At 70.8% G+C, this 24,002-nt stretch carries 45 protein-coding genes; 4 read left to right on the top strand and 41 right to left on the bottom strand.

Annotated features, from left to right (window positions below):
* Window positions 1–104: 104 nt before the first annotated feature.
* Entirely contained in the window at window positions 105–446 is a 342-nt protein-coding gene (locus CP984_RS29055; protein WP_003981199.1) for a hypothetical protein, read from the bottom strand.
* 53 nt (window positions 447–499) lie between these two features.
* Window positions 500–991, bottom strand: a complete 492-nt coding sequence (locus CP984_RS42255; protein WP_003981198.1) for a hypothetical protein — start codon at window positions 989–991, stop codon at window positions 500–502.
* A 315-nt stretch (window positions 992–1,306) separates the two neighbouring features.
* On the opposite strand from CP984_RS42255, the gene CP984_RS29065 reads away from it, so the two are divergent.
* Complete coding sequence (locus CP984_RS29065) at window positions 1,307–2,086, top strand: phosphotransferase (protein WP_030181011.1); 780 nt, start codon at window positions 1,307–1,309, stop codon at window positions 2,084–2,086.
* 48 nt (window positions 2,087–2,134) lie between these two features.
* Here the strand turns inward: CP984_RS29065 and CP984_RS29070 are convergent, their stop codons facing one another.
* The 38 genes from CP984_RS29070 to CP984_RS29245 all read right to left on the bottom strand — a co-directional run bounded on the left by CP984_RS29070 (window position 2,135) and on the right by CP984_RS29245 (window position 19,992).
* Entirely contained in the window at window positions 2,135–2,479 is a 345-nt protein-coding gene (locus CP984_RS29070; protein WP_003981196.1) for a hypothetical protein, read from the bottom strand.
* Window positions 2,480–2,606: 127 nt separating this feature from the next.
* Window positions 2,607–3,599 (bottom strand): SpoIIE family protein phosphatase, encoded by a 993-nt coding sequence (locus CP984_RS29075; RefSeq protein WP_003981195.1) that lies wholly within the window; start codon window positions 3,597–3,599, stop codon window positions 2,607–2,609.
* 96 nt (window positions 3,600–3,695) lie between these two features.
* Entirely contained in the window at window positions 3,696–4,004 is a 309-nt protein-coding gene (locus CP984_RS29080) for a hypothetical protein (RefSeq protein ID WP_003981194.1), read from the bottom strand.
* Between the two features lie 4 nt (window positions 4,005–4,008).
* Window positions 4,009–4,788 carry a hypothetical protein gene (locus tag CP984_RS41510; RefSeq protein ID WP_050498775.1) on the bottom strand — a complete coding sequence of 260 codons (780 nt, stop codon included), beginning with the start codon at window positions 4,786–4,788 and terminating at the stop codon, window positions 4,009–4,011.
* Window positions 4,778–5,065, bottom strand: a complete 288-nt coding sequence (locus CP984_RS29090; protein WP_003981193.1) for a hypothetical protein — start codon at window positions 5,063–5,065, stop codon at window positions 4,778–4,780. Before CP984_RS29090 ends, CP984_RS41510 begins: the two co-directional genes overlap by 11 nt.
* Window positions 5,066–5,316: 251 nt before the next feature.
* Window positions 5,317–5,475 carry a hypothetical protein gene (locus tag CP984_RS41515; protein WP_156100249.1) on the bottom strand — a complete coding sequence of 53 codons (159 nt, stop codon included), beginning with the start codon at window positions 5,473–5,475 and terminating at the stop codon, window positions 5,317–5,319.
* Window positions 5,475–6,059, bottom strand: coding sequence for a hypothetical protein (locus CP984_RS29095; RefSeq protein ID WP_003981192.1), 585 nt, complete (start codon window positions 6,057–6,059; stop codon window positions 5,475–5,477). Before CP984_RS29095 ends, CP984_RS41515 begins: the two co-directional genes overlap by 1 nt.
* Window positions 6,060–6,278: 219 nt before the next feature.
* Window positions 6,279–6,512, bottom strand: a complete 234-nt coding sequence (locus CP984_RS29100) for a hypothetical protein (protein ID WP_003981188.1) — start codon at window positions 6,510–6,512, stop codon at window positions 6,279–6,281.
* The gene (locus tag CP984_RS29105; protein ID WP_003981187.1) at window positions 6,509–7,168 is read right to left on the bottom strand and encodes a hypothetical protein; all 660 of its coding nucleotides are present in this window, start codon (window positions 7,166–7,168) and stop codon (window positions 6,509–6,511) included. The genes CP984_RS29100 and CP984_RS29105 overlap by 4 nt, the downstream gene beginning before the upstream one ends.
* Window positions 7,165–7,374, bottom strand: coding sequence for a hypothetical protein (locus CP984_RS29110; protein WP_003981186.1), 210 nt, complete (start codon window positions 7,372–7,374; stop codon window positions 7,165–7,167). Before CP984_RS29110 ends, CP984_RS29105 begins: the two co-directional genes overlap by 4 nt.
* On the bottom strand, window positions 7,371–7,682 hold the full coding sequence (locus CP984_RS29115; RefSeq protein WP_003981185.1) for a zinc finger domain-containing protein: 312 nt from the start codon (window positions 7,680–7,682) through the stop codon (window positions 7,371–7,373). Before CP984_RS29115 ends, CP984_RS29110 begins: the two co-directional genes overlap by 4 nt.
* Window positions 7,679–8,386: a zinc finger domain-containing protein gene (locus tag CP984_RS29120; protein WP_003981184.1), complete on the bottom strand. Its 708-nt coding sequence runs from the start codon at window positions 8,384–8,386 to the stop codon at window positions 7,679–7,681. Before CP984_RS29120 ends, CP984_RS29115 begins: the two co-directional genes overlap by 4 nt.
* Window positions 8,383–9,291 carry a helix-turn-helix domain-containing protein gene (locus tag CP984_RS29125; protein WP_139679703.1) on the bottom strand — a complete coding sequence of 303 codons (909 nt, stop codon included), beginning with the start codon at window positions 9,289–9,291 and terminating at the stop codon, window positions 8,383–8,385. Before CP984_RS29125 ends, CP984_RS29120 begins: the two co-directional genes overlap by 4 nt.
* A gap of 110 nt (window positions 9,292–9,401) precedes the next feature.
* Complete coding sequence (locus CP984_RS29130; RefSeq protein ID WP_003981182.1) at window positions 9,402–9,749, bottom strand: HU family DNA-binding protein; 348 nt, start codon at window positions 9,747–9,749, stop codon at window positions 9,402–9,404.
* A 45-nt stretch (window positions 9,750–9,794) separates the two neighbouring features.
* On the bottom strand, window positions 9,795–10,085 hold the full coding sequence (locus CP984_RS29135) for a hypothetical protein (protein WP_003981181.1): 291 nt from the start codon (window positions 10,083–10,085) through the stop codon (window positions 9,795–9,797).
* Window positions 10,082–10,483, bottom strand: a complete 402-nt coding sequence (locus CP984_RS29140) for a hypothetical protein (protein WP_003981180.1) — start codon at window positions 10,481–10,483, stop codon at window positions 10,082–10,084. The genes CP984_RS29135 and CP984_RS29140 overlap by 4 nt, the downstream gene beginning before the upstream one ends.
* Window positions 10,480–11,271, bottom strand: a complete 792-nt coding sequence (locus CP984_RS29145; protein WP_003981179.1) for a hypothetical protein — start codon at window positions 11,269–11,271, stop codon at window positions 10,480–10,482. Before CP984_RS29145 ends, CP984_RS29140 begins: the two co-directional genes overlap by 4 nt.
* Entirely contained in the window at window positions 11,268–11,654 is a 387-nt protein-coding gene (locus CP984_RS29150; RefSeq protein ID WP_003981178.1) for a WhiB family transcriptional regulator, read from the bottom strand. The genes CP984_RS29145 and CP984_RS29150 overlap by 4 nt, the downstream gene beginning before the upstream one ends.
* Entirely contained in the window at window positions 11,651–11,845 is a 195-nt protein-coding gene (locus CP984_RS29155; RefSeq protein ID WP_003981177.1) for a hypothetical protein, read from the bottom strand. The genes CP984_RS29150 and CP984_RS29155 overlap by 4 nt, the downstream gene beginning before the upstream one ends.
* Window positions 11,842–12,120: a hypothetical protein gene (locus CP984_RS29160; protein WP_003981176.1), complete on the bottom strand. Its 279-nt coding sequence runs from the start codon at window positions 12,118–12,120 to the stop codon at window positions 11,842–11,844. Before CP984_RS29160 ends, CP984_RS29155 begins: the two co-directional genes overlap by 4 nt.
* Window positions 12,117–12,401 carry a WhiB family transcriptional regulator gene (locus tag CP984_RS29165; protein ID WP_003981175.1) on the bottom strand — a complete coding sequence of 95 codons (285 nt, stop codon included), beginning with the start codon at window positions 12,399–12,401 and terminating at the stop codon, window positions 12,117–12,119. Before CP984_RS29165 ends, CP984_RS29160 begins: the two co-directional genes overlap by 4 nt.
* Window positions 12,398–13,231 (bottom strand): hypothetical protein, encoded by an 834-nt coding sequence (locus CP984_RS29170; RefSeq protein WP_003981174.1) that lies wholly within the window; start codon window positions 13,229–13,231, stop codon window positions 12,398–12,400. The genes CP984_RS29165 and CP984_RS29170 overlap by 4 nt, the downstream gene beginning before the upstream one ends.
* Window positions 13,228–14,121 (bottom strand): PD-(D/E)XK nuclease-like domain-containing protein, encoded by an 894-nt coding sequence (locus tag CP984_RS29175; protein WP_003981173.1) that lies wholly within the window; start codon window positions 14,119–14,121, stop codon window positions 13,228–13,230. Before CP984_RS29175 ends, CP984_RS29170 begins: the two co-directional genes overlap by 4 nt.
* Window positions 14,118–14,576: a hypothetical protein gene (locus CP984_RS29180; protein ID WP_003981171.1), complete on the bottom strand. Its 459-nt coding sequence runs from the start codon at window positions 14,574–14,576 to the stop codon at window positions 14,118–14,120. The genes CP984_RS29175 and CP984_RS29180 overlap by 4 nt, the downstream gene beginning before the upstream one ends.
* Window positions 14,569–14,784 (bottom strand): hypothetical protein, encoded by a 216-nt coding sequence (locus CP984_RS29185; RefSeq protein ID WP_003981170.1) that lies wholly within the window; start codon window positions 14,782–14,784, stop codon window positions 14,569–14,571. The genes CP984_RS29180 and CP984_RS29185 overlap by 8 nt, the downstream gene beginning before the upstream one ends.
* Complete coding sequence (locus tag CP984_RS29190) at window positions 14,781–15,386, bottom strand: hypothetical protein (protein WP_003981169.1); 606 nt, start codon at window positions 15,384–15,386, stop codon at window positions 14,781–14,783. The genes CP984_RS29185 and CP984_RS29190 overlap by 4 nt, the downstream gene beginning before the upstream one ends.
* A complete protein-coding gene (locus tag CP984_RS29195; protein ID WP_003981168.1) occupies window positions 15,383–15,814 on the bottom strand; it encodes a DUF6195 family protein in 432 nt (143 codons plus the stop codon). Before CP984_RS29195 ends, CP984_RS29190 begins: the two co-directional genes overlap by 4 nt.
* On the bottom strand, window positions 15,811–16,044 hold the full coding sequence (locus CP984_RS29200; RefSeq protein ID WP_003981167.1) for a hypothetical protein: 234 nt from the start codon (window positions 16,042–16,044) through the stop codon (window positions 15,811–15,813). Before CP984_RS29200 ends, CP984_RS29195 begins: the two co-directional genes overlap by 4 nt.
* Entirely contained in the window at window positions 16,041–16,217 is a 177-nt protein-coding gene (locus CP984_RS41520) for a hypothetical protein (RefSeq protein ID WP_156100250.1), read from the bottom strand. The genes CP984_RS29200 and CP984_RS41520 overlap by 4 nt, the downstream gene beginning before the upstream one ends.
* Entirely contained in the window at window positions 16,214–16,453 is a 240-nt protein-coding gene (locus CP984_RS29205; protein ID WP_003981166.1) for a hypothetical protein, read from the bottom strand. The genes CP984_RS41520 and CP984_RS29205 overlap by 4 nt, the downstream gene beginning before the upstream one ends.
* A complete protein-coding gene (locus tag CP984_RS29210; protein WP_003981165.1) occupies window positions 16,450–16,692 on the bottom strand; it encodes a response regulator transcription factor in 243 nt (80 codons plus the stop codon). Before CP984_RS29210 ends, CP984_RS29205 begins: the two co-directional genes overlap by 4 nt.
* Window positions 16,692–17,048, bottom strand: coding sequence for a DUF6197 family protein (locus CP984_RS29215; protein WP_003981164.1), 357 nt, complete (start codon window positions 17,046–17,048; stop codon window positions 16,692–16,694). The genes CP984_RS29210 and CP984_RS29215 overlap by 1 nt, the downstream gene beginning before the upstream one ends.
* Window positions 17,045–18,379 carry a hypothetical protein gene (locus tag CP984_RS29220; protein ID WP_003981163.1) on the bottom strand — a complete coding sequence of 445 codons (1,335 nt, stop codon included), beginning with the start codon at window positions 18,377–18,379 and terminating at the stop codon, window positions 17,045–17,047. Before CP984_RS29220 ends, CP984_RS29215 begins: the two co-directional genes overlap by 4 nt.
* Complete coding sequence (locus CP984_RS29225; protein ID WP_032920616.1) at window positions 18,376–18,573, bottom strand: hypothetical protein; 198 nt, start codon at window positions 18,571–18,573, stop codon at window positions 18,376–18,378. The genes CP984_RS29220 and CP984_RS29225 overlap by 4 nt, the downstream gene beginning before the upstream one ends.
* A complete protein-coding gene (locus tag CP984_RS29230) occupies window positions 18,570–18,881 on the bottom strand; it encodes a hypothetical protein (RefSeq protein WP_003981162.1) in 312 nt (103 codons plus the stop codon). The genes CP984_RS29225 and CP984_RS29230 overlap by 4 nt, the downstream gene beginning before the upstream one ends.
* Window positions 18,874–19,386, bottom strand: a complete 513-nt coding sequence (locus CP984_RS29235; protein WP_003981161.1) for a hypothetical protein — start codon at window positions 19,384–19,386, stop codon at window positions 18,874–18,876. The genes CP984_RS29230 and CP984_RS29235 overlap by 8 nt, the downstream gene beginning before the upstream one ends.
* Before the next feature lie 95 nt (window positions 19,387–19,481).
* A complete protein-coding gene (locus tag CP984_RS29240) occupies window positions 19,482–19,763 on the bottom strand; it encodes a helix-turn-helix transcriptional regulator (protein ID WP_003981160.1) in 282 nt (93 codons plus the stop codon).
* A complete protein-coding gene (locus tag CP984_RS29245) occupies window positions 19,753–19,992 on the bottom strand; it encodes a helix-turn-helix domain-containing protein (protein ID WP_100246527.1) in 240 nt (79 codons plus the stop codon). The genes CP984_RS29240 and CP984_RS29245 overlap by 11 nt, the downstream gene beginning before the upstream one ends.
* 173 nt (window positions 19,993–20,165) lie before the next feature.
* On the opposite strand from CP984_RS29245, the gene CP984_RS41525 reads away from it, so the two are divergent.
* The 3 genes from CP984_RS41525 to CP984_RS29255 all read left to right on the top strand — a co-directional run bounded on the left by CP984_RS41525 (window position 20,166) and on the right by CP984_RS29255 (window position 22,643).
* Window positions 20,166–20,708: a helix-turn-helix domain-containing protein gene (locus CP984_RS41525; protein WP_003981159.1), complete on the top strand. Its 543-nt coding sequence runs from the start codon at window positions 20,166–20,168 to the stop codon at window positions 20,706–20,708.
* Window positions 20,709–20,925: 217 nt separating this feature from the next.
* Window positions 20,926–21,387: an ImmA/IrrE family metallo-endopeptidase gene (locus CP984_RS41530; protein WP_158182451.1), complete on the top strand. Its 462-nt coding sequence runs from the start codon at window positions 20,926–20,928 to the stop codon at window positions 21,385–21,387.
* Window positions 21,357–22,643 carry a tyrosine-type recombinase/integrase gene (locus CP984_RS29255; protein ID WP_003981157.1) on the top strand — a complete coding sequence of 429 codons (1,287 nt, stop codon included), beginning with the start codon at window positions 21,357–21,359 and terminating at the stop codon, window positions 22,641–22,643. Before CP984_RS41530 ends, CP984_RS29255 begins: the two co-directional genes overlap by 31 nt.
* A gap of 219 nt (window positions 22,644–22,862) precedes the next feature.
* Here CP984_RS29255 and CP984_RS29260 read toward each other — a convergent pair whose 3' ends face one another.
* Window positions 22,863–23,999 carry a methyltransferase domain-containing protein gene (locus CP984_RS29260; RefSeq protein WP_003981156.1) on the bottom strand — a complete coding sequence of 379 codons (1,137 nt, stop codon included), beginning with the start codon at window positions 23,997–23,999 and terminating at the stop codon, window positions 22,863–22,865.
* Window positions 24,000–24,002: the final 3 nt, after the last annotated feature.

Here is a 24,002-nt window from a genome sequence, read left to right on the forward strand (position 1 = left end):
GTCTGGCCGAATGCGGTTATCGCCACAAGTCCCCCCTTATGTGATCGCAGACTAACCTTCACCTGAACCGCTGGGAAGAGCCCACTTGGACGCGTCTCGGTGTATCAGGTCAGTCCACGCACGGTGAGAGCAAGCAGGGCGATGATGCCGACGCCGATGGCCAAGAGCCGTACGGCCTGCTGCCAGTACGTGCTACGTCGGATCTCGCGGGTGGTGTCCGACGCGGCGATGTGCCGGCCACCGGCGCGCGCTGCGGTCCAGAGGGCGCCGAGCAGCGCACGGGCGACGATGGCCAGCGGGCCTGGGATCTCCTCGATGCGGTCGGCGGGCCGTAGGCCGTGGTGGGCGTGGCGGCGGTGTTGGTCGCGGTCGGCGACGGCCTGGTACTCGGTAGCGCGCTCTTCGGACCGGGCGTCGCAGGCCGCGCAGTAGTGGACGTAGCGCACGGCGGGACGGTACCGCGTACGGCGGGCGCCGGGGAGGGGGCGTACGGCGGTGGCTACAGGTCCAGCAGTGCCCAGAGGCGGCGGCCGTCGGGGGCGCTGTCGGTGCCGCAGCTGGAGGCTCCGAGTTCGGCGAGGCGGGGCAGGACGGTGGCGTCGGGTGTGGGGCCGGGTTGGTGGCTGAGCACGAGGACGAGTGCCTGCTGGTTCTGGTCGGCGAGGTGGAGGCTGACGCGTCGGCCGCCGTCGCCGACAGCGGCTTTGACCATGAGGGTGACGACGTTCCCCACGGCTTCCTCATTGGGCCGGTAGCCCCATTGCCGGAGCTGCTTCACGACCCGCTTGTGGGCGCCGGCCGGCGCCCAGGGCTGGGCCTCCAACGGCCAGTTCACCCCTCGCCGGTTGGCCATGCTCACCCGGCGCCGGGCGGCGGACGTCGGCGTGTGCTTCGGTTCGTTGGGGCGCGGCGGCTCGACCGGCCGTTTCGGTGGTGGCGGAGTCTTCGGCGGATAGTCGGGCCGGTGCTCGGCCTTCTGCGGCGATGTCACGGCGGCCTCCCGTGCAGAGCGGTGCGACACGAAGACCGTACCCCCATGTCTGGGCCGGGGACCTGGAACTGCGTCAGCCCGCAGGCGGTGATGCTCCTGTGCGCGCCGCGTGCGCCGTCGCCATCCGCCCTCTGCGGGAGCACGGTCGAAGGGGACCGAAAGGGGTGACGATGGCTGAGGGGTGCGAGCACGAGTGGGTGCAGTGGAGTGGCGCGCAGCGTTGCCGGAAATGTGGCGCCACACAGCAGTAGGTTGCTCGTTGAGTTTGGTGAGGGGCCGCGCCTGCGGCCCCTCTTCTCGTCGAAGGGGGTCAGGATGGCGCGTACCGGGTGGTGGGAGCTGCCGGCCGACGCGTGGGCGGCAGTGGAGGCGCACACGGGCCCGGTGGCCGGTGTGCGGGATGTCGCGGACGGTCTGACTTGCAGTACGGCGGCCGTGCTCACGCCCGGTGCCGGCCCGGTGTTCATGAAGGGCGTCCCCGTCGGTGACGCGCGCGGCCGGGCCGGACAGGCGATGGAGGCCGTGGTGAACGCGGCAGTGCGCGGCGTGGGCCCGCGGTTGCTATGGCAGGTCGAAGCCGGGGGGTGGGACCTGCTCGGCTTCGAATACGTCGAGGGTCGGCACGCGGACCTGTCGGCCGGCTCGGCGGACCTGGTGCTGGTGGCTAGCGTCCTGCACTCGGCTCAGGATGTCCGGGCTCCCGAGGGCGCTGGTGTCCCCTCGTTCGCCGACCGGTTCACCGACGTGCTGCCGCCCGAACAGCTGGAGCTGCTGCGCGGCGACACGCTGCTGCACACGGACACGAACCCGCACAACCTTCTTGTCGGTGGGGGCCGGGCGTGGCTGGTGGACTGGGCGATGCCCGCGGTCGGCCCGGCGTGGGTGGATGTGGCGTACACGACGGTGCGGCTGATGGAGGCCGACTGCCCGGCGGGCGAGGCGTTGGAGTGGGCGGCGCAGTTCCCCAGCTGGGAGGCAGCGGACCCGCGGGCCGTTCAGGCGCTCGTTACGGGGACGTGCCGCCTGTGGGAGCGGCAGGTCGGTGCACGGGACGCCCGGCACAGCAACGCGCGCTATGCCGCCCTCGCCGCCTGAGCGCATCAGAGGCCCCCGCTCGGTGAGCGGGCGGGGGCCTGCTGCTGCTCAGTGTCGTTCGGCGATCCGGTTGAGGTCGGCGTCAGCGACCGCGAGATCGGGGTGGTCGTGCAATTCCTGTTCGCGCATCCATGCGGCGATATCGGCTTTGTGTGCGGCGCGGACTTCGTCGAAGCTGGCGCCGGTGAGCATGGCGATGGCGTCCACCGCCTCGTCGTCGAGGCCGTTGTATCGGTTGTCGGGAGCCCACATCCGAGCCATGTCAGGGTAGAGGAAGTCGGCTGCAGTGAGCTTTTCGAACAGCCACTGCCTGAACGGCGTGTTCTGGTGCTTCCAGGCGGGGTCGTAGTTGTCGTATTCGGGGTCGTCGTAGCCAGGACCGATGACGGGCATGGGTGTTCCCTTCGGTTGTAGCGGCTTGTGCGCAGCAGAAAGCCCCACCCGATCGCCGGGCGGGGCTTTGCCGTACTTCAATGTGGGCCTGGTCAGTGGTGAGGTGGAAGGCCGCCTGGGCAGGCGCCTAGTGGCAAATCTTCTCCCACGCCTCGTCACCATATTGCTGTGTGAATGCCTCGAATTGTTCAGGGGACGTGAGGTCGAGGCGTTTCATGATCTGCCGCCGCGCCTGCAGTACAGCGCCACGGGACACGCCGCGCCTGTCCGCGATCTCTTCCATGGACGCACACTGCGCGAAGCACGCGACGTAGTGCCGCTGCTGCCTGGTCAGTCGATCGACCGGTGACGTGGAGCCCTGCTCTTTGTCGACGGGGCCGACCTCCGCGGCCGCGGGCTGGCTACCAGCCTGTCGCAGCAGGGCGACGACGGTGGCGTCGTCGCGGTAGCCGTCCTCGTTCTCCTCAGCGGCGGCCACCAAGGCGTCGGCGAGAGACTGCGGGGCGCCGCCGTACGCGCGGCACAGCGCCTCCGCGGTCTCCTGGTCCACCTGGTCCGAGATCCCGTCCGAGACGAGCAGCACCATCCGGACCGCCGCGGGGATCTCGACCTGTCGGCACGTCGCTGCGGATGCCTGGGCGAGTCCGAGCCTGCTCCAGTTGTCGTGCTCCTCGGCAATCTCCATCGCTGCGCCTCCGTTGATCGTCCGCAGCCATTCGCCCATCGTCTGGTCGGTCGTCCACTGCGTCAGCCGGTTCTCGTGCCAGCCGTAGACCCGGCAGTCCCCGATCCAGTGCACGCTGGTGGGCTCGCCCGGCGCCATGGTGGCGTACACGGCGGAGACGTGCGGCGGCCGGTCGTACGCCTGCGTCATCTGCCCGGCGGTCATCAGGCCGGCCAACCCGCCGATGGCCGCGCCCATGTGCGTCAGCACCGCCGGGGCGAGCGCGACGTACCGGACCGTCTCCGGCCGGTGCCCGGCCCCGTCCACCACGGCGGCGAACACCTCCTGGCCGACCCGGTGCACGTCGTACCCGTCCGCGCACGGGGCCTCGGTGCCCGGCCGCTGAGCGACTCCCACCTCTACCGTCTCCGCCGCGCGTTCAGTTGCTTTTGCCATCTGGTCTCTCCTTCGGGGACCGAGGTCCGGCCGGGCTCGTCGATGGGGCCGGAGTTGGCCGTGGTGCGAAGGCCACCGGCACAGCGTTTCGTTCCGCTAGCTCTGAGGCGGGCGCAGGCGCCGGTTGAGACGGGCCCAGTCCAGCGGCCCCTTCATCGCGGTGATCATCGTCTCGTTGATGTGGGTCGCTATCTCGTCGGCGGCTTCGGGACCGTACCGCTGCTCCACCCACTGCACGGCCGCGGCGGTGCCAGCTGCGAGGCGGCCGGCCGCGTAGCGGCTGTCGGCCCCTGCCCGGCCGTGGCCTGGGTCGCGCTCGACGGCAGCCTTCAGCCAGCCGCCGCTCTCCTCCTGCCAGATGTTGATCAGCGTCTTGTGGATGCCGTTCTCAGAGGGCTGGGTCATGCGCTCATCCTCCTTGTCGGCTGGTCGCGCCGTCACCCGTACCACTGACAGCGCTCTTTCGGGTGGTGTCATCGGCCGGGGCGGTGAGGTGCGTTTCGATAGCCCCGCGTATGCGCTGGTACTTCTCGTCGGTGGTGTGTCCGTCCCACTGGGCGCGTGGGTCGTCGGCGGGCACGTGCTCGACGTGCGTGAACAGGCTGGCGTCGCGTGGGCTGATGTGCCAGGAGAGCTGGCCGCACGGCGCGTTGAGGTAGAGGATCTGCCACCCGTCCTCGTCCACGTCGGGGGCCGGGGCGAGAACGGTGGGGTGAGCGGTGGCGAGCCAGGCGAGCAGCTGCGCACGCTCGCGGTACGCCCCGTCGCGCTCCGCCTCGGCCTGCTCGGCGCGGCGGTGCGCATCCTCGGCGCAGCGGTCGCGGAGCAGGTGCTCCACATGCTGACGAAGGAGCAGCCCCTCATCGGGGGTGAGGACGCCGCGGACGGCACGGGACAGGAGCACCAACAGGGCGTCACGGATCGCGGTATCGTCCGGCGCCCCGAAGAGGTGCGGATCGTCGCGCATCGATGACCAGTGCCCACTCTGCTTGGTGCAGCGGGCGCCGGTCTGCGCGAGTACGTCGCAGCGGTCCCCCGTCGTAGGGGCGTCGGCGGGACGTCCGCTGACGACGGCGGCGCCCGGCGACACGTTGATGGCGGGCGGCGTCAGGTGGTCAGCGATGTGTTTGACCTGCGTCATCAGCTGGTCGACGGCGCGGGCGATCTCGCGGGTGGGGTCAGTGGTCATGGTCGGTGCCTCCGGGAAGGGGCCAGGTGTCGGGTCCGGGGACGGTGGTGATGGGGCCCCGCCGTCGGCGGCTGGGCTGCGGCCGGGCCCAGCTGGGTTCGCAATCGCTGAAGCTGGTCTGGATGGGGATGGTGAGCTGGCCGGGATCGGCTACCGGGCGGGACGTTTTGCTGCCGCGGCGGTCCGGCTCGGGGACGTGCTTGCGGCGGCAGACGGGCCCGAGGCCGTCGGGCGACGGGCGGCGCAGGAGCCGGCCGCAGTCGTCGCAGCGGGTCATCGCCGCGCCCTCCTAGAGCGTTGGCCGCAGGCGACCTTGTTGCGGCACTGGGGCCGGTTGTCCCACCAGTCGGTGCGCTTGGGCTTGAGCAGGTGGCCGCACCACCTGCAGTGCAGGGGCGGGGCGGTACGGGGCTTAGTCATTGAGGAACCGTTTTTTGATCCTGCCGGTGAGGCGGTGGCGGTTGGGTGGGGTGACGAGGACGCTGGTCCATATCCAGATCAGCGCGCCGAGCAGGAGCACCTGGTGCATCAGTCGTCGATCCACACGATGGCGGCGATACCGAGCCAGCAGGCGAGGAAGACGATCACACCGACAGCTGCGGCCAGTTGACCGTGGCCGGTGAAGGCGTAGGTACCAGTGCCGGATACGGAGCCGAGCAGCAGGCCGAGGAAAAAGGTGAGCAACATCAGGCGTCGTCGCTTTCGGGCAAGGGATGGCCGGCCTTTTCGAGGCGCCAGGCGAGGTCCCCGGCATCGACGCCGCCTATGTCGTTGGACTCGACGCACCAGGCGGCGACGATGCGCAGGATCTCGTCGCGTGCCGCTTCGGCCTGCTGCCGGAATTCGTGCGGGGTGGGGCTGGTGCGGCGCTGGATGGTGATGGTGTACGCGTCGTCCGGGTTCTGGCCGTCGCGCAGGTCGAGGGAGACGGACGGGGACGGCGCGGTGATCTCGGTTTCGAGGTAGTTCTGCGCGCCGTACCCGTCGAGCATGGTCCGCATGGACGCGACGAGAGCGAGGAACAGCTCGCGGGCGGGTTCCAGCTCCAGGGTGGCAACGCCGCTTTCGAAGGTGAGGCCCTTCACCAGCGTGCCGTCGGTGAGGATCTCGGCGGCCAGGTCACCGAGCGCGTCCAGTGCGTAGGCGGCGGCCCAGTCGAGGCGGGCGGGGGTCTGGTGCCACAGGTGGTGGTTCTCGCGGAGGCCGCGTTCGATGGCGGCGAGCGCCTGGGCACGGCGCTTGGTGCGCTGCTGCTCGGTGAGTTCAGACACGGTCGGCTCCCTTGGTCGAACGGAGGCGGACGACGGGCGGAGTGGTCGGCTTGTAGCCGGAGCAGGGAGGGCAGTACGTGCGGCCATCGGGGAGGATGCGCCAGCCGACGCGTGCGCCGGCGGCGTGCGCATCGTCGACCGCACGGGCACCTGTCCAGAGGACGGTGGCGCACGTTCCGTACTGCCACTGCTGATCGCAGTGCAGGGTGATGCAGGCGCTCACTGGTCGATCCCCTCGGTGATGATCCGGCAGGTGCGTTCGTGCGCGCGGCCCCGGGTGAGCCACCACCGTTCGCAGCACGCGGTGAGCAGCGGCGCCCTTTCAGCCGGGTGGCGGGGGCGTGCGGCTCTCTCCGCCCGTACGGCGGCTTCACGGCGCGCTTGATGTCCGGTGAGGCGGAGGATCACCCGTACGGCCGTCAGCGGGGCGTACAGAACCCCTCGCGGCATCATGCGGCTTCTCCCGCCCCCGCCGCATCAACGAACTCGGGCTGTCCCGTACGCAGGACCAGCCACGTCGCCGACGGGTACGTACACCCGCACCAGCGGCACTCAGCGACCTTCTCGCCGTGAGACAGCCGCACTTCGCCGCCGCACGGCGACCCGTCCCCGTACGGCGCGACGCAGTACCCCAGCAGCCGCGCGCGCTGTGCCGGGTCGGCCGGGTCGGTGACCGCCCGGCACCGCGCGGCCAGCTCTCGGACCTCGTGCGCCAGCTCGCCGGCGTCGTCCCACTCGGCGGCGATCCACTCCAGGCTCATGCGCAGCCCGCGGGCCGCGGAGCGCACCCGCTGGGCGTACGGCCCGCCTTCTGCCGGCGGGCCCCAGCCGCGCGCGCCCTGCATCTGGCGGCGCCACCCTTCGAGGACGGTGACAATGCCGCCCTCGGCGCGCAGCGTCAGCGCCGCCTCTGACAGCGGCATCGGGGCGTCCCGTACGACGGCGACCGGCCCGCGGTCGCCGGTGCGGCGTCGCTGCAGGTTCTCGGCCAGGCCCAGCAGCAGGTACTGCCGGGGCAGGTCGGCCAGCCGCTCATCGAGGCCGCGGGTGCAGGCGGGGCACAGGCGGCCGAGGCCGTCGAGGGGGTGGGTGCAAGCGAGGCAGTTCACGCGGCGGCGCTCCGGTCGTCGGGGGCGGGCAGGAGGGTCAGGTGCGGTTCGCCGATTGCGGCGGCCAGGGCGGCGTAGTGCGCGGCCTGCTCGGCGGGCAGCCACGGGCGAGCCGGCCGTACGACGGGCCGCGGCTTCGGAGGCCGGGCGTCACCGAAGGTCCCGGTGGGCAACTCCTCGGTGAGCAACCGTTCCAGCGCGCTCATACCGAGGTCTCAGCTTCCGTGTACCGACGGGCATGCACGCTGCCGCCGGGGAGTTGGCGGCCGTTGAGGTGGCAGGGGATGCCGGGCTCGACCTGGCAGGTGGGGCAGCACGCAACGGAGCGGGCCCAGGCCGCAATCCGCTTCGGGTGCGGCTGCGGAAGCCGACGGCGGCCGGAGATGGTGGTGCACGGCCGGTGCGGGTGGGCGCCGCAGTGCGGGCACTCGACGGCGCGGGCCGGGTGCTGCCGGGCGCGCAGGGCGTGGCGTACGACGTCAGGCATCGGGGCGCCGGGGATGCGACGGGTCACGGCTGGTCCTCCTGGTGCACGGTCTGGGCGAGGTGGGCGAGGGCAGCGGCGCGGCGCTGTTCGATCTCGGCCGGGGTCTCGGTGGCAGCGGGCTGGCCAGCGGCGACCCGACGGCGCGCGCCGTGAGGCTTCGGCGAGTTCTTCGAACGCAGCCGGGTCTTGCACGGTCGGCCGATCGGCGCGCGGCAGACAGGACACTCCACGCCCAGCGGGCCAGGCCGGCGAACTGCGGAGACCTCGGCCGTCGTGCTGCCGTCTTCCTCGGCGTCCGGTACTGGGCAGCCCACCTCGTACCCGCGGGCCTCCAGCTCCTCCACGAATTCCGGGTGCGGGCCGCCTTCCAGCGCAGGTGCCGCGCACAGGGCCGGGCCCCGGCCGTCGGCGGTGGCGGCGAGTTGGCCGCGCAGTCGCGCAAGGTAGTGCGGATCACAGTCGCTGGTCGGTGGCTCGTAGGTGAAGTTCTCCAGCCGCTCCGCGCGGAGTTTTTGTCGGCCGGTGCGGATGTCGTGCGGCTGAATCCAGAGCCGGTCGCCGGGCCTGTGGGGCGGGGTGGCGTAGTAGCGGGCCACGGCGGCGAAGGCGTCGTCGTCGGCTGGGACGTCATGGAGTGCAGCGGCCCAGGCTTCTGCGGCGGCAAGGCTGGGCTGGCGGTTGTCGAAGGCCGCGCAGTGGGCCAAGAGCCGCTTGGCGTCGTCTCGGTTCATGACGGGTCCTCGGTGGGGAGTGCGAGCCATCCGGCTACGCGTGCGTCGGTTCCGGTGAGGGCCTGGCCGGTGGGCAGTGGGATGACGTTTCCGGTGGTGTGGCGTTGGGCGACGCGGCGGGCGTCGTCGCGTATCCACTTTTGCCAGGCATCGGGCCAGGAGTGGCGGCGTGCTCCGGTGGAGCGGTAGTGGCTGACGAACTGGGCAGTGGAGTGCTCGATGTCGAGCCCGGGGTAGGTGGCGTGGGCCCAGCGGCGCATCGAGTCGGTGACGGTGAATGCGGCGTCGTCGATGGGGGCGTTGTACGCGCCGGGCAGGGGGCCTGCACCTTGGGCACCCACACCAGCCATAGGGGTTGCTGGTGGTTCCTCTGACGGTTGATTGGTGGTTAGGGCGGCACTGAGTGCGTTACATACGGACGCAGAGTGCGTTACGTAACGCACTTCAAGTGCGTTACGTACGGACGCAGAATCCGTTACACCGGCCTCGGTAACGTCGTCCGCGTCCGTTTCTGTAACGGCTTCTGCGTCCGTTACGGCGGACTTCTTCGATCGGTGCTTGCGGACCCGGGCCGCCGTCGCCTCGCGGTCCTCCTCCTCGGCCCGCTCCAAGTCCTCCCAGTCCGAAGCCGGCCGCGTCACATGCAGCGCCAGCTTCCAGCGGGTGCGGTCCTGCACACGGCCGTCGTCCACGATCAGGCCGGCGTCCTGCAGCCGCCGCAGCGCACGCTGGACGGTACGGCGGTCGTATCCGGTGCGGTACTGAAGGCGGATGAGAGACGGGTGAGCATTGCGGCCGTTCTTGTTAGCGTGCTCGGCCAACGCCTGCAGCACGTGCCGGGCTGTGGTGTCGGGCTTGCCGGACTTGGTGCGCAGCATCGGCGCGTCGTCCATGGCCCAGGTCACGGCCTCAGTGCTCACGGCGTCTTCTTTCTGCAGGTGCGGTTGTGCGTTGCGTCCGAGGCAGGGGTGGAGGGTCACCCCGCCTCGGGGCCGTGCAGGTGGTGCGGGGGCTGTCAGCCGTTCTTGGGCCGCTTGCGGACGGTTGCGGCGGTGTCCCCGGCGCGGATGATGTCGGCGAGGCGGGGGGAGACGCGGAAGCGGACCGCGCGGCTGGCCGGCAGGTGCATCGTTTCGCCGGTGTGCGGGTTGCGGGCGGCGCGTGCCGGGCGTTCGGTGGGCAGCCAGGCGCCGAAGTTGCTGATGGTGACCGGGTGTCCGTCGGCAACGGTCCGCGCGACGATGTCGAGCAGTGCGGTGACCGTGGCCTTGGCGGTGTCAACGCTGGTGCCGGTCTCGGCCGCGAGGTGCTCGGAGAGGGCGGTGTAGTTCAGCGGGCCGGTCGGCTTCGTCTTGATGGCCATGGTGATCTCCTCGGGTGAAGGGTGAGGTCTTGTAGTCGGGCGCCTTCAGGAAGTCGTAGCCGCCGTCTTGGCGACCGCGGCCTGAGCCGCGCGGTAGGTGTGCGGGCTGGAGCGGCGTTTGCCGGAGGCGATGGCGCGGGCGTCGATGAGCGCGGATGCGGACTGCGGGGACGGGGTGGTCCAGGCGCCGGCGGGGGCGCCGGGGCCGGGCTGCGGCTCGGGGTGTCCGGCGGCCGCCCAGGGGGCGTGTGCCGAGCAGCGGCGGCCGCAGGGGTAGAGCCGGACCGGGCCGGTGTGGTCGCCGAGCGCGTCGCACGGCCGGGGAGCGGCGGTCATGACGCGACCTCGCCGAACAGGCCGAGCTGTTCGCCGCTCGTCGCTCGTTGCCTGGCGTTGAGCGCACGCCTGGCGTCGCGGCAGCAGGTGCACCAGCCCCCGGGGTCGACGGGCTGGCCGTCCGGACTCAGCTTGCCCCAGTACTCCCACCACTCCTCGCCGGTTGTGGTGATGCCGGTGAGGATGGTGGCGCCGACGGTGGCGACGACCCAGCCGCGGAAGCCGGTCTGGGCGTGCCCGGGCAGGTTGCCGGGGAAGCCGTGCCGCTGGACGGCGTCGCCGAGTTGGAACGGGCTGTGCTCGGGGACGGCGCGGCCTGCGGTGGTAGCGAATGCCTCGTGCAGGTGGTCGGGGATGTGGTCGGGTACCGGGTGGCGGGGCTGCTGTGTAGGGGTCATGCCGCGGCCCCGGCCTCTCGCCGTGCGGCGGTGCGGGCGACGCGGCACGGATCGCACACCGGCTGCGCCAGGCGCCGGTGCGCTTCCGGCCCGGAGGGGGTGCCGCACCGGCCGGTCCAGTCGGGGAAGGCCGCTGGATCGTCGATCGTGTCGTCGTCCCACGCGCCCACCGGAGCCCAACCGGTGGCCGCGGCCTGCGCTCGGGCCCGGTTGTACGGCTGGGCGCCGACGCCGTGCTCGCGCGGGTCGGCGCGCCACAGCGCGTCGTACAGGCCGCGTACTGCCCGTACGGTGCGGACCACTACGCGTTGTCGGTGCAGGGTCGTGGCGAAGTTGGCGTCGCTCATGCCGAGCCGGACGGCCAGGTGGTGCTGCGGCCAGCCCGCGGCGATGAGGGCCTGCAGCCGGCGGGCGGTGCCGGTGGCGCCGATGACGGTGCAGGCTGGCAGGTTGTCGAGGGTGGGCTCGACGGCGAGGACGGCTGCGGCCAGCGCCGGACGTACCTTCTCCTGTGGCCCGGTGCCGCGCTCCGGGCGCCCGGTGATGATTGCCTGGAGGCGTTTGCGGTCCACGTCCGCCGCCGCGGCGATGGCCCGCAGGCCCATGCTGCAGGACTGCAGGTGGCGGATGTGGATGCGGACGGGCTCGGCGTCGGCCCAGGGGTGCCACGTGCCGTAGACGATGGCGCGGTTGCGGTTGTCGTCGTACTGGCTGCGGGCGAAGGCGCAGACGTAGCAGCGGCAGCCGTCCAGCCGGTACCGGGCGTAGCCGTGTGGGCGCTCGTTCATGCCGCCGCCCTTCGGGTCAGGACGCGGTGGACGGTCCGGGCGGTGCATCCGACCTCTGCACCGATTTGCGCGATGGTCATCCCGCCGCGCTGGTGCAGCCGGCGGATCAGGCTGTCGCGGACGTCGGTCTCCTGGTCTTCCGCCAGCTCAGCGGCGGCCTGCTTGGCACGGGCGTTCGGCGTGTGCCCAGCCCACAGGCCGTGCCGCAGCGCACGGGACACACCGCCCTCCAGCCGCTCGGCGTGCTGCGCGCATTGCTCGCGCACCGGGCACGAGCCGCAGACCTTGGCGGCGGTGCTGTAGCTGCCGTCCCTGTCGGGGTGGAACAGCGCGGGGTCGGTCTGGGCGCACAGCGCCTCGTCCATCCAGTCGAAGGCGCTCATCGGCCGGCCTCGGCTTCGAAGAGGTCGGCCACCTGGCGCAGGACGTAGGCCGCGGCCTGCTTGCTCATGCCCTGAGCGCCGGACTCGATGCTGACGCTGCCCTCGGCGCTGCCGGGGCGGATGATGACGAAGGCCAGCGCATCGCTTCCGTCGATGGCGACCATGGTCGTTTCCGGCTTGGGAATGGTCACAGGTCCCCCTTGATCGTGTTGCAGCTGGTGCAGCGGTAATCGCTGCCGTCCAGCACGTGGCGGGTGGTGAGGTGGGCGCAGGTGGTGGTGTCGCAGACGAGCCACCGAGCGCCGGGCGGGATCTCCTCGAACACCGCGGTGTCGGCGGCGCGCGCGGCCGCGGCGCGGCGGTGAGCGCCGCGTACGGGCGCCGCGGGGGCCGGGCGCAGGACACGGTCGACGAGGGCGGCGAACAGCGCGCCGGGGAATGCGGCGAGCACCGCGGCCCAGGTCATCGTCCGGCCCCCGTCCGGGCCCTGTGGCGGCGAATGTTGCGGCGCTCGGCCTCCGAGAGGCCGCCCCACACCCCCCACTCCTCGCCGGTGGCGAGGGCCCAGTCCTGGCAGATGCGCATCACCGGACAGCGGCTGCACACGGCCTTGGCGTCAGCGATCTGCGCCTTCGCAGGGCCGGCATACCCGACCGGGTAGAACAGCTCCGGGTCCTCCGCCCGGCAAGCCCCGAGCAGCTGCCACCCGGTGACCGCGTCGCGCGGAGCGTCCAGCAGGCGGGTCATGACGTCGCCCCCGGGACAGCCTGGCCCCCGGTGATTTCGTCGGCCGTGACGCGCGGCGCGGGGAACTCGTCCTCGGCGGTGACCTCGCCGCGCTGGATGGACTGAAAGATGACCTGCAGCTGGGCCACGTCGTGCTCGGTCCACTTCGCCGAGGACCGGCCGAGCTTGGTCTCGATGCGGTCCGAGGTGACGCCGATCCCCTCGAAGGCGCGGATAGCGTCGGCCACCCGCACGTTCAAGGACTTGCCGCCGCCGTCGCGCAGGGTCTGCTCGCACAGGTTCTTGGCCTCCTCCACGAACCAGGGCGGCAGAATCGCGAAGATCGCCTCCCGGATGCGGCGGGCCCCGTTGTTGGCGTTGTTCTCGTAGATGTCCCGCAGCTCCTTCAAGGGCACGGGACCGTTGTCCTTGGTGTCCCGCAGGTGCGGGACGATGAAGGTGCTGCTGTTGCGCGAGTTCTTCTCGACATCCCAGGCAAACGCCTGCATTTCCGACTGCGCGAACTCGTCGTCGCGGCGCATCTCGACCAACCCGTACTGCACGTTGCCCCAGCAGCGCGCCAGCTCTCGGGCAAGGTGGACGGACGGGCCGGACACCGTCTTGCCTGCGCGGGGGAAGCGGAAGAACGCGCGCTCAGCCAGGTACTTCTGCTTGCACGACTGACGCATCTCGTCGATGGCGGCCTGGATGTTGCGAGGGCACTGCTGCGCCACGACGATCGCCGCCTGCACCTCGGCCACCGCGCGGGACTGCTCCACCGCAGTCCCCTGGCCGATGCGAGTCGGCGCCCCCGCCGGACTCATACGCTCGATCTGCTGGTACTGGTTCACAGGTACTCCTCGGAGTCGCGAATCTCCGCGTACGGGGGAAGGGAGAGGTAGGCGATGTCGTCGCTGTAGCCGGGCCAACGGCCGGTCTCGACGCACTCGGCGTACGTCTCGATGGCGCGCCGGTTGCGGGCGGCGCCGATGCGCATCGCCATGGCGCTGGGCTGGTAGACGGTCACCAGGTACGGCGGCGTCTTCTCCTGGCACACGAACACGAACTGGGCGTCGTCCCCGGCCAGGCCGAGGGCGCGGCATCCGGAGCGGTACCAGTCGGCTTGCTGGTGGTAGCCGTACTCGTGCATCGCCCGTTGCAGCGCGGCGGGTTCGGCGGACCGAGTGGTCTTGTAGTCGGGGATGACCATGCGGCCAGGGCCCGGCGCGGGACGCCAGTCCAGCAGGGCGCGCCGCATGACGCCGGTCGGGCCGTCCCGCCACACGAGCGCGGACTCCGGCGTGCCGCTGCCGGGCTCGAACAGCTTCCGCGCGACCGGGTGCTGCCACAGGGCATTCGCCATGGCCTGGACCACGTCGTAGTCCTTGCGCAGAAGCGGCATGGCACCGCTCTCGCGGACCGCTTCGCGCTCGTCCCGAGCAGCCGACGTACGCCAGTCGTCGAAGTCCAGCGGCACCAGCTCGGGGCCGGCGTCGAGGACCAGGCGGTGCGCGGCGTGCCCGAAGTCGAACGTGGCCTTCGGCGGCGGCGGGTTGTCCTGCTCGTGCCGGAAGAGCGCCGGGCAGGACGGAGGCAACAGCTTGCGGGCACCCGACGAGGACAGGGAGCCGCCCGGCACCGGATCGGCGTGGTACTCGTCAGCGGTCAGGTCGTACAGGCCGGGCCCGGTGACGGGCCCGGCGGCCGGGGCCGAAGCCCCGGCCGGCAGGGTAGTCGTCACCAGATCCTCCCGATCTCGCGGAGGCCGCCGGTACGCGCCCGGACTGCCTCCGTAGGCTCCCCGTCGTCGAAGGGGTTGGTGTCGAAGGGAGCAATCAGCTCGCCTTTCACCGGGTCGGTGTCCTGGCTCATCCAGGCACGTCCCTTGCCGTCGATGTAGATACGGCGGCGCCGGTCGGCCGGGTCGGCGGAACGTTCGCCGTTGGCGGCCTGCTCGACTGCCGCCACCCACTCCGGCACGGGCATCGGCTGATCTCCACGCCGCGCCGCCTGGCGCGCCTGGTCGCATACGGCGCGCACGGCATCGAGGCAGCTGCTGAGGTAGGACATCTCCTCGGCCACCGTCGGCTCCGTGCCGACGTACCTCTCCAACTGCGCGATCAGCCAGCGGGTATCGGCGAGGAACACCCCGGCCTCGATGTGGTTCTTGATTTGTGCGAGGCGGTCGTCAGCCACGGCGCGCCTCCTGCTCACCCGTCACGTCGATGTGGGTGAGGAGGATGCCGCCCGCGCAGCCCTCGACCGAGACGACGGCCACGCCGTGACCAAGCGTCCAAGCCGGAGTGCGGGTGCGGGTGAGCAGAGGCTGCTCGTCACGCGTGGCGGGGAAGGCTGCTACGCGAGTACCGACGGGGTGCTTTGCGTTCCACTGCTCGGCGTTCACGCGGCCACCGCCTTCGCGGCGTCCCACAGGTCGATGCCGCGGCGGATCGCGTGGCAGCAGTGCAGGAAGCCGGGCGTGTAGTCGCTGAAGTCCCACTCCGACAGGTCACCGAAGTCCCAGCCGTCGTAACGGAAGTCCGCCAATGCCGCGCGGGCACCCGTCTCGTGGCTGATGTCGGCCAGTTCGAAAATCTCGCGGGTGACTTCGGCGCCGATGCCGCGCGGGGCCTCACCCTCGCGGATGGAGTGGACGACGTACTGCTTGACCTGCCGCTCGAACAGTTCCGGGTCGAAGCCCTCGACCTCGTCGCGGCCAGCGCGGACCTTCTCCGACCAGTAGCCGGGGTTGATCTCGCCGCTGAAGGCGGTGCGCCGGAACAGGGCGAACATGTCCTCGGTCGCGTCGATGTCGAAGTGGAAGACCCAGCCCGCCTTGACGACGAGGTTGTACGGCCACGTGATCAGCTCGAAGGGGCCGATACGGCCCTGCTCGGGGGTGGAAAACCGCAGGTGCCGGTACAGCCCGTCGACGCGCAGGACGGTCATCTCAAGCCGGGCCGTGTCGCGGGCGAACCGCTCGGCGATCTCGGAGCACTCGGTCATCGCCCGTCACCGCCCCGAGCGGCCTTGGCCAGTTCTGCGGCTGTGTCGAGCAGCGCGCCGAGGTGGGCCAGACCACCGACCTCGTCGATCTGTTCGCGCCCGCACGCGCCGCACGGCTGCACCAGGACGAACGTCGACTCGTCGCCGTCGGTGATGCGGTACCGCAGGTACTCGCTGCGTCCCTCGCCGAGGCGGGCCGTGGCCTGTTCGACGCCCTCCGGCAGCTCGGCCGTGCCGGTGTACTGCCAGTCCAGCAGGGCGGCGGCCTCCTCACCCAGGGTCATACGGGCCGTACCGCGGGCAAAGCCGAGGAACTCGTCCCGGTGCTTGTCGAACATCTCGTCGCCCTGAGACTCGGCTGCGGCCGTCAACTTGCTGAACGCGAGGCTCGCGAGGTCGGCGACGGTCATGGGTTGGGTCGTCGTCATCGGACACCGTCCTTGCGGGTGTAGTAGCGGCGGCCAGGCGTCTCGTGCAGGGCGAGGAGGCCGTCACGGTGGAGGCGGGCCAGGTCACGGCGCGCCGTACGGGAAAGCGGGGCGGGCCAACCGGCAGAGCGGTACAGGCGCAGCACCCGCCGGGTGGTCCACTCGCCCGGCTGGCGGACGACCGAGGCGGCCAGCAGCTGGCGGCGCTTCGTCTCGGACACGGTGCTCATCCGGCGAACACCCCCAAGACCACGGCGACCACAGCGGTCAGCAGGAGCAGCAGGGAACAGCCCGACCCCGGGTCGTGGTCGAAAGCGGCGCGGTCCTGCGCCTCACGCAGCGACCGGGCCTGGCCGCAGTCGCTGGGGCGGCGCCAGTGGCCGCCGCCGGAGAACGTGCTCACCAGCCACCTCCCAACTGCGGCGGAACGTCGCGGGTGGAAGCCAGACCCTCAATGACCCCGGCGATTGCCGCCGCGGGCTGGACACGCAGGACATCGCGCCACATAAGGTCGACGTCACCGCCGGCCGCCACCAAGTCGCGCGCGGTGTCGTAGGCGAACATGAACACCAGCGGGTTCTCCGACGCGGCGCAGCGCACGCTGGCCAGGGAGAACGCGGCATCAGCGGAGCGCTTCACGGACGCTCACCCCCCGCCGGCTCCTGCACGTCAGCCACGTCCAGAAGCCCGACACGGATCGCCGTCGCCACGGCGTGCGCACTGCAACGGGCGCCCAGCCGCCGGTACAGCAGGCGGCGGTGGCTCTTGATCGTGGCGGGGGCCAGGCACAGGCGCCGCGCCGTTTCTCCTACGGACAGCCCGTTGGCCATGGCCACCAGGGCCGCCCGCTGCTGCTGCGGCAGCACACGGACCGCCATCACCGCTCACCGCTTTCGGCGAGCGCACGCAGGGCAGCGATGACCTCGTCCGCCGTGCGCTCCTCCGCGTCGTTCCAGTTCGACACCGCAACCTGCGCGCCGTCCCGCATGTCTTCCACCGGCAGGCCGAGGTGGCCTGCGACAAGGACGGCGTAGGTCTCCAGCTCGCTGGGCTCGTCTCCTGGCATCCACGGAGGGAGAGGGGTGCCGAACAGGTGGAGGGACAGGGCACCCAGCAGGCACACGGGGCTTTCCTGCGGTGTCTCCGCCACTGCCGTGGTGTCGTAGTAGTCGTCCTTGCCGTGGCCGTTCCTCACGATCGTCTCGGCGGCCTCCGCGAATACAGTGCGGGTCATCGGACGTCACCTCCCTCGGGCGCGCGGCAGACGGCACACCGATGGAACGCGTCGAGGGCCTCGCGGCAGGAGTCGACGCAACTGCGGCAGAACGGACTGTCGTTGTGCCGGGCGCGGCCGTCGAAACGGGTGTCCTCGGGGTCGAACAGTTGGCGGCACCGGCCGCAGGTCGCTGGGCTCGTCGGCGCGTCCTCGTCGTACGGCTCGACCTGCCACCGCTCCGCCGCCCGGTCCCACACCACGGACCACTCGTCGCGGTCGGTGAGGGTGCCGTCGAGGTCGATGCCCACGTGCATGCCTGCGTCGTTTGCGGCGTTGAGGGCGTTGGCGATGGTCTCCCAGTACGAGCGGGCGCCTCCGAGGTTGCCCGGCCGGACCGCGCCCCGCTGGATCTTGGACGCCATGCCCTCGATGGCCTCCGCCTGCAAGGCGTGCTGGCGGCTACCGGTCGACCTGTACTCGCGCGCCTTCTTCACCAGCCACGCGATGATCTGCGCGTCCCGCTCGGCGACGACCTCGGCGCGGGTGGACTCGCCCGGCGCGCGGGTGTCCTTCCCGACCGCCGACTCGCCGCACGCTCCCGCATGGCTCCGCGCCCACTGCTCAGCCGCACCGGCCCTCGGGGAGTAGCACCCCTGACCGCACCCGCTGCACTCCGCCTTGGCGGCGCCCGGCTCGTACACCTTCGGGCACGGTGTGACGACGACCTCGGCGCCGCCGGACGTGGGAATGCGGGTGGACTCGCCCTTGCGGGTGTCCTTCCCGGCCTCGTCGGCGCGCTCCTCCAGCACCAGGGCGGCGCGGTACAGGCCCTCGGCCTGCCGCGCGCGGCCGACCTCGGGCATCTCGTCGGCCAGGCCACGCAGGCGCCGCGCCTCCTCTCGCAGGATCTCAGCGTGATCGGTGGCGGTCTGCTGCTCCAGCTCGGCGACACGGTCCCGCAGCTCGTTGCGCTCCATCTGCACGGCGATCGAAGCCCCGAACATGTCCTGCACGGCCGTCTGCAACTCTCGGGCACGGGCCGCGTACCGATCGGCCGCCCCGCCAGCGGAGAGCGCGCGAGTGCGCGCCATGCGCCAGGCGATGCGGTAGCGCTCCGCCTCCGACTCGGCATCGAGCAGCCGCCGCAGGACCGGCGCCATCCGTTCGCCCATGTACGAGAGGAGGTTCAGGCAGTAGAGGTCCTCCCACGGCGGGTGCTCGTGCTCGCGGACGTTGTTGGCGGACCCACCGAGCGAGACGACGAGGTCGGCGCGGGCCGGCTTCGCATCGGCGAGGTGGGCTGCCAGCGCGGCGCGCTGCTCAGGGGAAAGAGGGGAACGGGCGCTCATGCCGCACCACCCGACCGGCCACGCTCGGCCCGCCAAGCCGCCGCCGCCTCACCGCAGCACAACGGCTCACCGACCTCGAACTCCGCCCGCAATTCCGGGTAGATACGTGCGGTCTCAGCCGTCAGCGTCTCGGCGATCAAGTCGCAGTGTCCGCACATGGTGTGCTCACCGTCGCGGTAGGTACGAGCACTCACGCCGCACCCCGCAGACCGGCCGCAGCCCGGATGCTCTCCGCCAGCGCGAGGCACTGCTGCCCGTAGACCGGGATGCGAGTGGACACCTCGTCGAGCAGCTGCTCGACGAGCAGGGACTCGGCCCGGTGACCGTCGTACGGCCGGGCGTCGGCCTGCTCGCCGAGGATGTCGGCGAGCGCGTCGGCGTGGTCGGTGACCAGGCTGAGGAGCAGCGCCTCGATGAAGGGGCTCACGTCCAGCGTGACCCCGGCCGGGATGCGCTCGACGGAGATACGGAACGGCCCGTCAACGGGCGTCGCCTCAGCCACGGTCGGCACCCCCTCGCCGGGCCGCGCGACGCGCCTTCATACGGGCCAGGATCTGCGCATCAGACGGCCGCACCCACCCGTGACCACCGACACCCACCCCGTGCTGAATGCCGTGCGGGAGTGAAATCCCGCACCAAGCGCAGGCGTACGGCTCAGGCATCGCGACGGCCGGGCCCGGGATGTCCAGCAGGGCCCACGCCTTCACCGGCACCCCGGCCACGACCGCGTCCATCTCCACATACGGACGCGGATCGCCGGGCCGGAACGGCGTGGTCTTGGCCGCCGTGCCGAGCGCCTGCGCCAGCGACGCCACGCCCTCGGCCGACTGGTGGAAGTACGCCTCCACGCTCGACTGCGCTGCGGCCTGCTTCGTGCTATGCGTGGTGATCGTGGTGGGGATGGCCGGGCTGAGCGTGAGGATCTGCTCGGCCACCGCCAAGGCGGCCAGGTGCCCGCGGCGCTGCGCGTCGGCAGCATCCGGCGGGGACGTAGTCTGTGTGATCACGGGAGCCTCATTTCTGGATTGGTGAGGCGAGCCCCAGGGGTCGCGACCGGGTCCAGCCGGCGCGGCCCCGACTCGCATCGGGAACGGCAGCGAGATCAGGTGCGCGGGAGAGCCGCGCGCGGCGCGGAGCGCCGGCGAGAGCGACGCGGCTCCGGCGCGCGGGTCTCCGGGGCGGTAGCCCGAGCGGAGAGCGTGTCTCCGGCCAGGCGATCCGCTTCCCAGGCCAGGACCTCCTGGAGCGGAAAACGGAGGACCAAGCCGGTCTTGAACCCGCGCGGCGCCGTGCCGCGGTGGCGCATGGTGTAGATGGCCTGCTTCGTCACCTGCCACCGGGCAGCGAGCTGCTCCACGGTCAGGTGGGGGGAGCTATCGGACATCGGGTGCCTCTGCTTCGTGTCGCGCGATCTGGGTGATCGCGGCCCTGGCCGCCTGCTCCTCTGAGAGAGCGACGGCGATCCGTCGAAGGACGTCAGGGCTGGGTTTGGCTTTGCCGCGTTCGATTCGGGAGAGCCAGCCGGGGGAGATGCCGATGTGCCTGGCGAATGCCGTCAGCCCGTAGCCGCTCTCCTCGCGCTGGCGCCGGATGGTGGATCCCTGCGCCTGCATAGTGGAAAGATTAGGAAAGAAACGGCAGCTAGGCAAGAGGTGACGGGAAGGAGGAGGAAGAAAGTGGAAACAAGCAGGTCGGAGGCTTGAACCCGGCTGTCGGACCGGCGGACCCATTGGTACGTTGTTTCCTGCTGTTGTTTCTTGTTGCCCGTGGAAGGGTGGACGCTGCGATGAACCACGACCCCCGGGCGTGGGAGGCGCTCGGCCGCGCCATCCGAGACGACCGGCAGCGTCAAGGGCTGAGCCGAGAAGAACTCGCGCAGCGAGTAGTGGAGCGCGGCGCCAAGATCACGACTCGCACTCTCGGGAGCATTGAGCGGGGCGTCGTGCCGAAGCGCGGGGAGAAGCCTCCGACGCTTGAAGCGGCAGTCGCGGCTCTCGGATGGGCTGCAGGCGACGCCGACCGGATCCTCCAGGGCGAAGACCCTCGAAGCGTGCTCGGTCAGGCGGCTCCGGCGTCACCGCGAGCGCACGCCCTTGAGCTGCTGCCGAAGGTGTACGAGTTCAGTCGCACGGCCGTCGCGGCCGGCGCGGATCCTGGCATGCGTGATCGCTTCGACCGGCTGGCGCAGCAGCTTGTGGAGTCTGTCCCGTCGGAGCGGGATGTGTCCGCGGCGTACGGTCTCGCGGCCTACCGGCCGCATGCGGCCGGAGAGGGCGTTCCGCAGGACGATGCGGATCGGATCTTTGAGGCGATGGGTCGCGACGCCTGACAGGCGTACAACCGTCTCCGGCTGCCCGACGTCTACGAACGCGCCACTGCCGATGGCTCGATCACCCATCGGCTGGTCGGTGTTGCCCTGGAAACCGCCGACCTGCCCAGGAAGTAAATACTTTCCTTTCGTTTCCTTCCATTGCTTCCACATCTCCGGTACACAAGATGCACAACTGGCGCGCTTCCCACGCTCAGACTCCGCACTTGGGGGGCGTATGCCTGTTGCACGGATCCACGTCACCACGCAAGCGGGACGGCTGTACGACCCCGCCTCGGTACTCGACTCGCTCGGTATACCCGTGGTCTACACCTGGCTCCGGGACACCTGGGGTGCATGGTCAGCAGACCACGGACGGGTGGTCGTAGCCACCGGGCTGAGCCCCGTACAAGAGCGTTGCGTCCTGGCTCATGAAGTCGAACATGTCCTAGCTGGCGACACCGGCTGTATGGACCGCGATCAGCTCACGGCGCTGCGCCAGGAGCGCCGGGCCGACCTGAAGGCAGCACGGAAACTCATCGCCATATCGGATCTCTGCCAGGTCGCGCAGTGGGCACCGGACCTGCCAACCGTCGCGGCTGAGCTCGGCGTCACGGAGCGACTGGTCGAGGTCCGGCTAAATGATCTGAAAGGGGAGGGGTGGCCGGCATGGCAGGCTGGATCGAAGATCGCTGGCTGAAGAAGCGTGTGAACCCCAAGACCGGGAAGCGGGAGCGCACGAAGCTGTGGGGGTCGAAGACCAAGCGCTACCGGGTGGCTGGCATCCCTGGCGTCAGATCCAGGTCGTTCGACACGGCCGATGCGGCCAAGTCCTGGTTGAAGACGGCGGGTGCGGACTCGGCCCGCGGGGACTTCTACGACCCCCGCAACGGCATGATCACGCTGGAGCAGTACGTACGCCAAACCTGGTGGCCCACCGTACGGATCCCTCCGACGACCAAGGAGTCCATGGCCACACGCATCTTCGGGCACATCCTGCCGCACATGGGCGCGATGCCTCTCGCCAAGATCGGGCCTGACGAAATCAAATGGTGGGTGACGCAGGCGGAGCAGGACATCGACGTCAGCACGATCCGTGTGACATGGCGCCACTTCTCCAAGATCATGCAAGCCGCGAAGGCAGCCAAGCGAATACCCGCGAACCCGTTCCGTGACCCCGAGCTGAAGGCGCCTGCTGTCCCGAAGAGCAAGGCGAAGGCGTGGCCGCGGAAGAGAGTGGAGGCTGTGCGTGCGAACCTGGGGCGGCGGTACCGCGTGCTGGTGGATGAAGCGGTCATGTCGGGCGTGCGGCAAGGGGAGGCGTTTGGGCTGTCACCCGGCGATCTCGACGGCGAGGAGCTGCATATCGAGCGCCAGGTCATCAAGACCTCGCGGGGGCTGGCCTTCGCCCCGCCGAAGGGCAACAAGACCCGAGTCGGCCCGTGCCCGGCCGCGTTGGCTGAGGCCGTGAAGGCCCATATGAAGGAGTTTCCGCCCGTCGAGGTGACGCTGCCCTGGGTGGACCCGGACCGCCCCAACATGGCGTGGGAGGACCGCCCGTTGCGCACGGTTCTGCTGATCTGTACGACACCGCGCGGCAACGCGATCAACCGGGCGTCGTTCGATGACAAGCAGTGGAAGCCAGCGCTGGCCGCCGCCGGGATCATTGAGCCTCCCGAAGTCGAGAAGATCGAGCGCCCTGGGAAGCGACCTCTCGTCCGCATCCACTGGAACATGCCGCGTGAGGAGGGGTTCCACGTCACGAGGCACACCTTCGCGAGCGTCGTCCTGGCTGGTGGCGAGACCATCACGAAGCTGGCACAGTGGTTGGGGCACTCGGACCCAGCGTTCACGCTGCGGACGTACGTGCACTTCATGCCGAAGGCCGGGCGTCGCGGGCTCGCCGCTCTGGCCGCCTGGGCGAGGGGCGAGGACCCCGACGACGCGGATCATTGAAAAACCGCCTCAGAACCGCCTCAGCTCCGGGGCGAAGGAGTTGAGGCGGTTCTTTGTGCAGCTCAGGCGAGTGGTCGGCTTAGTAGCCGACCTGTACCCGGCGTACAGGTCGACTCGTCCGTCGGTCGACCGACGCAAAGGCCCTCCGGCCTGGCGCTTTGCCAGGACGGGGGGCCTTTTCGGCAGCTCCGGGCGTCTGTCGGTGCGGGCCTTTCGGAGCTAGCGGATGGTGGCTTTCCACCGGCCTCTGGACAGATGGATGGTGCCCTCGGGCGTGATGGTCAGTGGCACGCCGTAGACCGGCAGACCGCCCATCGTGTTGAGGCGGTTGCGGATGCGGTCCAGGACATCCCACAGGCGCCGGGGTCCGCTCTGGTGGACGGTGGGGGGCCGGCCCTTGCCTCCGCTGGCGCGCGCCCATGAGCCGTCCGGATGGACCAGCCACGCCGTTCGCAGGCCGCTCTCGTCTTCGCGGTAGGCGCATTCGGTGCCGGGAGCCCGCAGCTCCAGCGTGGATCGCACCTCCCAGGCCTCGTCCACGTCGAGGACCGGGTACCGGCCGGTGCTGATCTCTTCACCGTCCTGGTCGATCCGGTCGGCGAACCGTGACACGACGCCCGGCGGGTAGTCCGGGCCGTGGCGGGTGTTCATGAATCCGGCCCAGTCACGGGCGGTGGTCCCGGCCGCTCCGCCGTCCTCGGTTTTCCAGGCAGTGACGATCATGGAGGTTCGGGAGATCACCGTCACCAGCCGTCCGCCGGGCCGCAGGGCGGCGAGCCAGGACGCGGGGAGGGGGTTCACGGACACCATGGAGACGATCCGGTCGAACCGGCCGGGCAGCGGGCCGGTGGCGTCCGCCGTGACGATGGCCGGGTGCAGTCCCATTCCTTCCAGACGCTCGGCGGCGGCCTCGGTCAGGTACGGGTCCACATCGACGCTGGTGATCCGGGCGCTGCCGAAGCGGTGCGCGAGCAGGGCTGCCGAGTAGCCGGAGCCGGTGCCCACGTCGAGGATGTCCATGCCTTCGTGCAGCCGCCCGTGCCGGAGCATCCGGACGACCAGGCTCGGCAGCGTCGCGGACGAAGTGGGCCCCCCTTCCGGGGCCTCACCCGGTTCGGATCGGTCGGCGTGCAGCGGACCGACGCGCGTGATCTTCGAGAGATTCGAGTACGCCGCCTGTTCCCACGCTTCGGGGTCGGCGGCCCCGTCTTTGAGGGCCCACGTCCCGCCGGGCCCGCGCTCCCACCATCGGGGGATCAGCTCGTGACGGGGGATGCTCGCCACCGGCGTGCGCCACCGCGAGTCCGGATCGGTCACGGTGGCCGCCAATCCCGCTGCCGCGCTGTGCCACTCCATGAG

The organism is Streptomyces rimosus (assembly GCF_008704655.1).
GTDB lineage: Bacteria > Actinomycetota > Actinomycetes > Streptomycetales > Streptomycetaceae > Streptomyces > Streptomyces rimosus.

Excerpts from the sequence above, each read along its gene's own strand:
- CP984_RS29065 (WP_030181011.1), top strand. The coding sequence starts at position 1,307 with ATGGCGCGTACCGGGTGGTGGGAGCTGCCGGCCGACGCGTGGGCGGCA.
- CP984_RS29070 (WP_003981196.1), bottom strand. The coding sequence starts at position 2,479 with ATGCCCGTCATCGGTCCTGGCTACGACGACCCCGAATACGACAACTAC.
- CP984_RS29075 (WP_003981195.1), bottom strand. The coding sequence starts at position 3,599 with ATGGCAAAAGCAACTGAACGCGCGGCGGAGACGGTAGAGGTGGGAGTC.
- CP984_RS29080 (WP_003981194.1), bottom strand. The coding sequence starts at position 4,004 with ATGACCCAGCCCTCTGAGAACGGCATCCACAAGACGCTGATCAACATC.
- CP984_RS41510 (WP_050498775.1), bottom strand. The coding sequence starts at position 4,788 with ATGACCACTGACCCCACCCGCGAGATCGCCCGCGCCGTCGACCAGCTG.
- CP984_RS29090 (WP_003981193.1), bottom strand. The coding sequence starts at position 5,065 with ATGACCCGCTGCGACGACTGCGGCCGGCTCCTGCGCCGCCCGTCGCCC.
- CP984_RS41515 (WP_156100249.1), bottom strand. The coding sequence starts at position 5,475 with ATGTTGCTCACCTTTTTCCTCGGCCTGCTGCTCGGCTCCGTATCCGGC.
- CP984_RS29100 (WP_003981188.1), bottom strand. The coding sequence starts at position 6,512 with ATGATGCCGCGAGGGGTTCTGTACGCCCCGCTGACGGCCGTACGGGTG.
- CP984_RS29110 (WP_003981186.1), bottom strand. The coding sequence starts at position 7,374 with ATGAGCGCGCTGGAACGGTTGCTCACCGAGGAGTTGCCCACCGGGACC.
- CP984_RS29120 (WP_003981184.1), bottom strand. The coding sequence starts at position 8,386 with ATGAACCGAGACGACGCCAAGCGGCTCTTGGCCCACTGCGCGGCCTTC.
- CP984_RS29130 (WP_003981182.1), bottom strand. The coding sequence starts at position 9,749 with ATGGCCATCAAGACGAAGCCGACCGGCCCGCTGAACTACACCGCCCTC.
- CP984_RS29135 (WP_003981181.1), bottom strand. The coding sequence starts at position 10,085 with ATGACCGCCGCTCCCCGGCCGTGCGACGCGCTCGGCGACCACACCGGC.
- CP984_RS29140 (WP_003981180.1), bottom strand. The coding sequence starts at position 10,483 with ATGACCCCTACACAGCAGCCCCGCCACCCGGTACCCGACCACATCCCC.
- CP984_RS29145 (WP_003981179.1), bottom strand. The coding sequence starts at position 11,271 with ATGAACGAGCGCCCACACGGCTACGCCCGGTACCGGCTGGACGGCTGC.
- CP984_RS29150 (WP_003981178.1), bottom strand. The coding sequence starts at position 11,654 with ATGAGCGCCTTCGACTGGATGGACGAGGCGCTGTGCGCCCAGACCGAC.
- CP984_RS29160 (WP_003981176.1), bottom strand. The coding sequence starts at position 12,120 with ATGACCTGGGCCGCGGTGCTCGCCGCATTCCCCGGCGCGCTGTTCGCC.
- CP984_RS29165 (WP_003981175.1), bottom strand. The coding sequence starts at position 12,401 with ATGACCCGCCTGCTGGACGCTCCGCGCGACGCGGTCACCGGGTGGCAG.
- CP984_RS29190 (WP_003981169.1), bottom strand. The coding sequence starts at position 15,386 with ATGACCGAGTGCTCCGAGATCGCCGAGCGGTTCGCCCGCGACACGGCC.
- CP984_RS29195 (WP_003981168.1), bottom strand. The coding sequence starts at position 15,814 with ATGACGACGACCCAACCCATGACCGTCGCCGACCTCGCGAGCCTCGCG.
- CP984_RS29200 (WP_003981167.1), bottom strand. The coding sequence starts at position 16,044 with ATGAGCACCGTGTCCGAGACGAAGCGCCGCCAGCTGCTGGCCGCCTCG.
- CP984_RS29210 (WP_003981165.1), bottom strand. The coding sequence starts at position 16,692 with ATGGCGGTCCGTGTGCTGCCGCAGCAGCAGCGGGCGGCCCTGGTGGCC.
- CP984_RS29215 (WP_003981164.1), bottom strand. The coding sequence starts at position 17,048 with ATGACCCGCACTGTATTCGCGGAGGCCGCCGAGACGATCGTGAGGAAC.
- CP984_RS29220 (WP_003981163.1), bottom strand. The coding sequence starts at position 18,379 with ATGAGCGCCCGTTCCCCTCTTTCCCCTGAGCAGCGCGCCGCGCTGGCA.
- CP984_RS29240 (WP_003981160.1), bottom strand. The coding sequence starts at position 19,763 with ATGTCCGATAGCTCCCCCCACCTGACCGTGGAGCAGCTCGCTGCCCGG.
- CP984_RS29245 (WP_100246527.1), bottom strand. The coding sequence starts at position 19,992 with ATGCAGGCGCAGGGATCCACCATCCGGCGCCAGCGCGAGGAGAGCGGC.
- CP984_RS41525 (WP_003981159.1), top strand. The coding sequence starts at position 20,166 with ATGAACCACGACCCCCGGGCGTGGGAGGCGCTCGGCCGCGCCATCCGA.
- CP984_RS41530 (WP_158182451.1), top strand. The coding sequence starts at position 20,926 with ATGCCTGTTGCACGGATCCACGTCACCACGCAAGCGGGACGGCTGTAC.
- CP984_RS29255 (WP_003981157.1), top strand. The coding sequence starts at position 21,357 with ATGGCAGGCTGGATCGAAGATCGCTGGCTGAAGAAGCGTGTGAACCCC.
- CP984_RS29260 (WP_003981156.1), bottom strand. The coding sequence starts at position 23,999 with ATGGAGTGGCACAGCGCGGCAGCGGGATTGGCGGCCACCGTGACCGAT.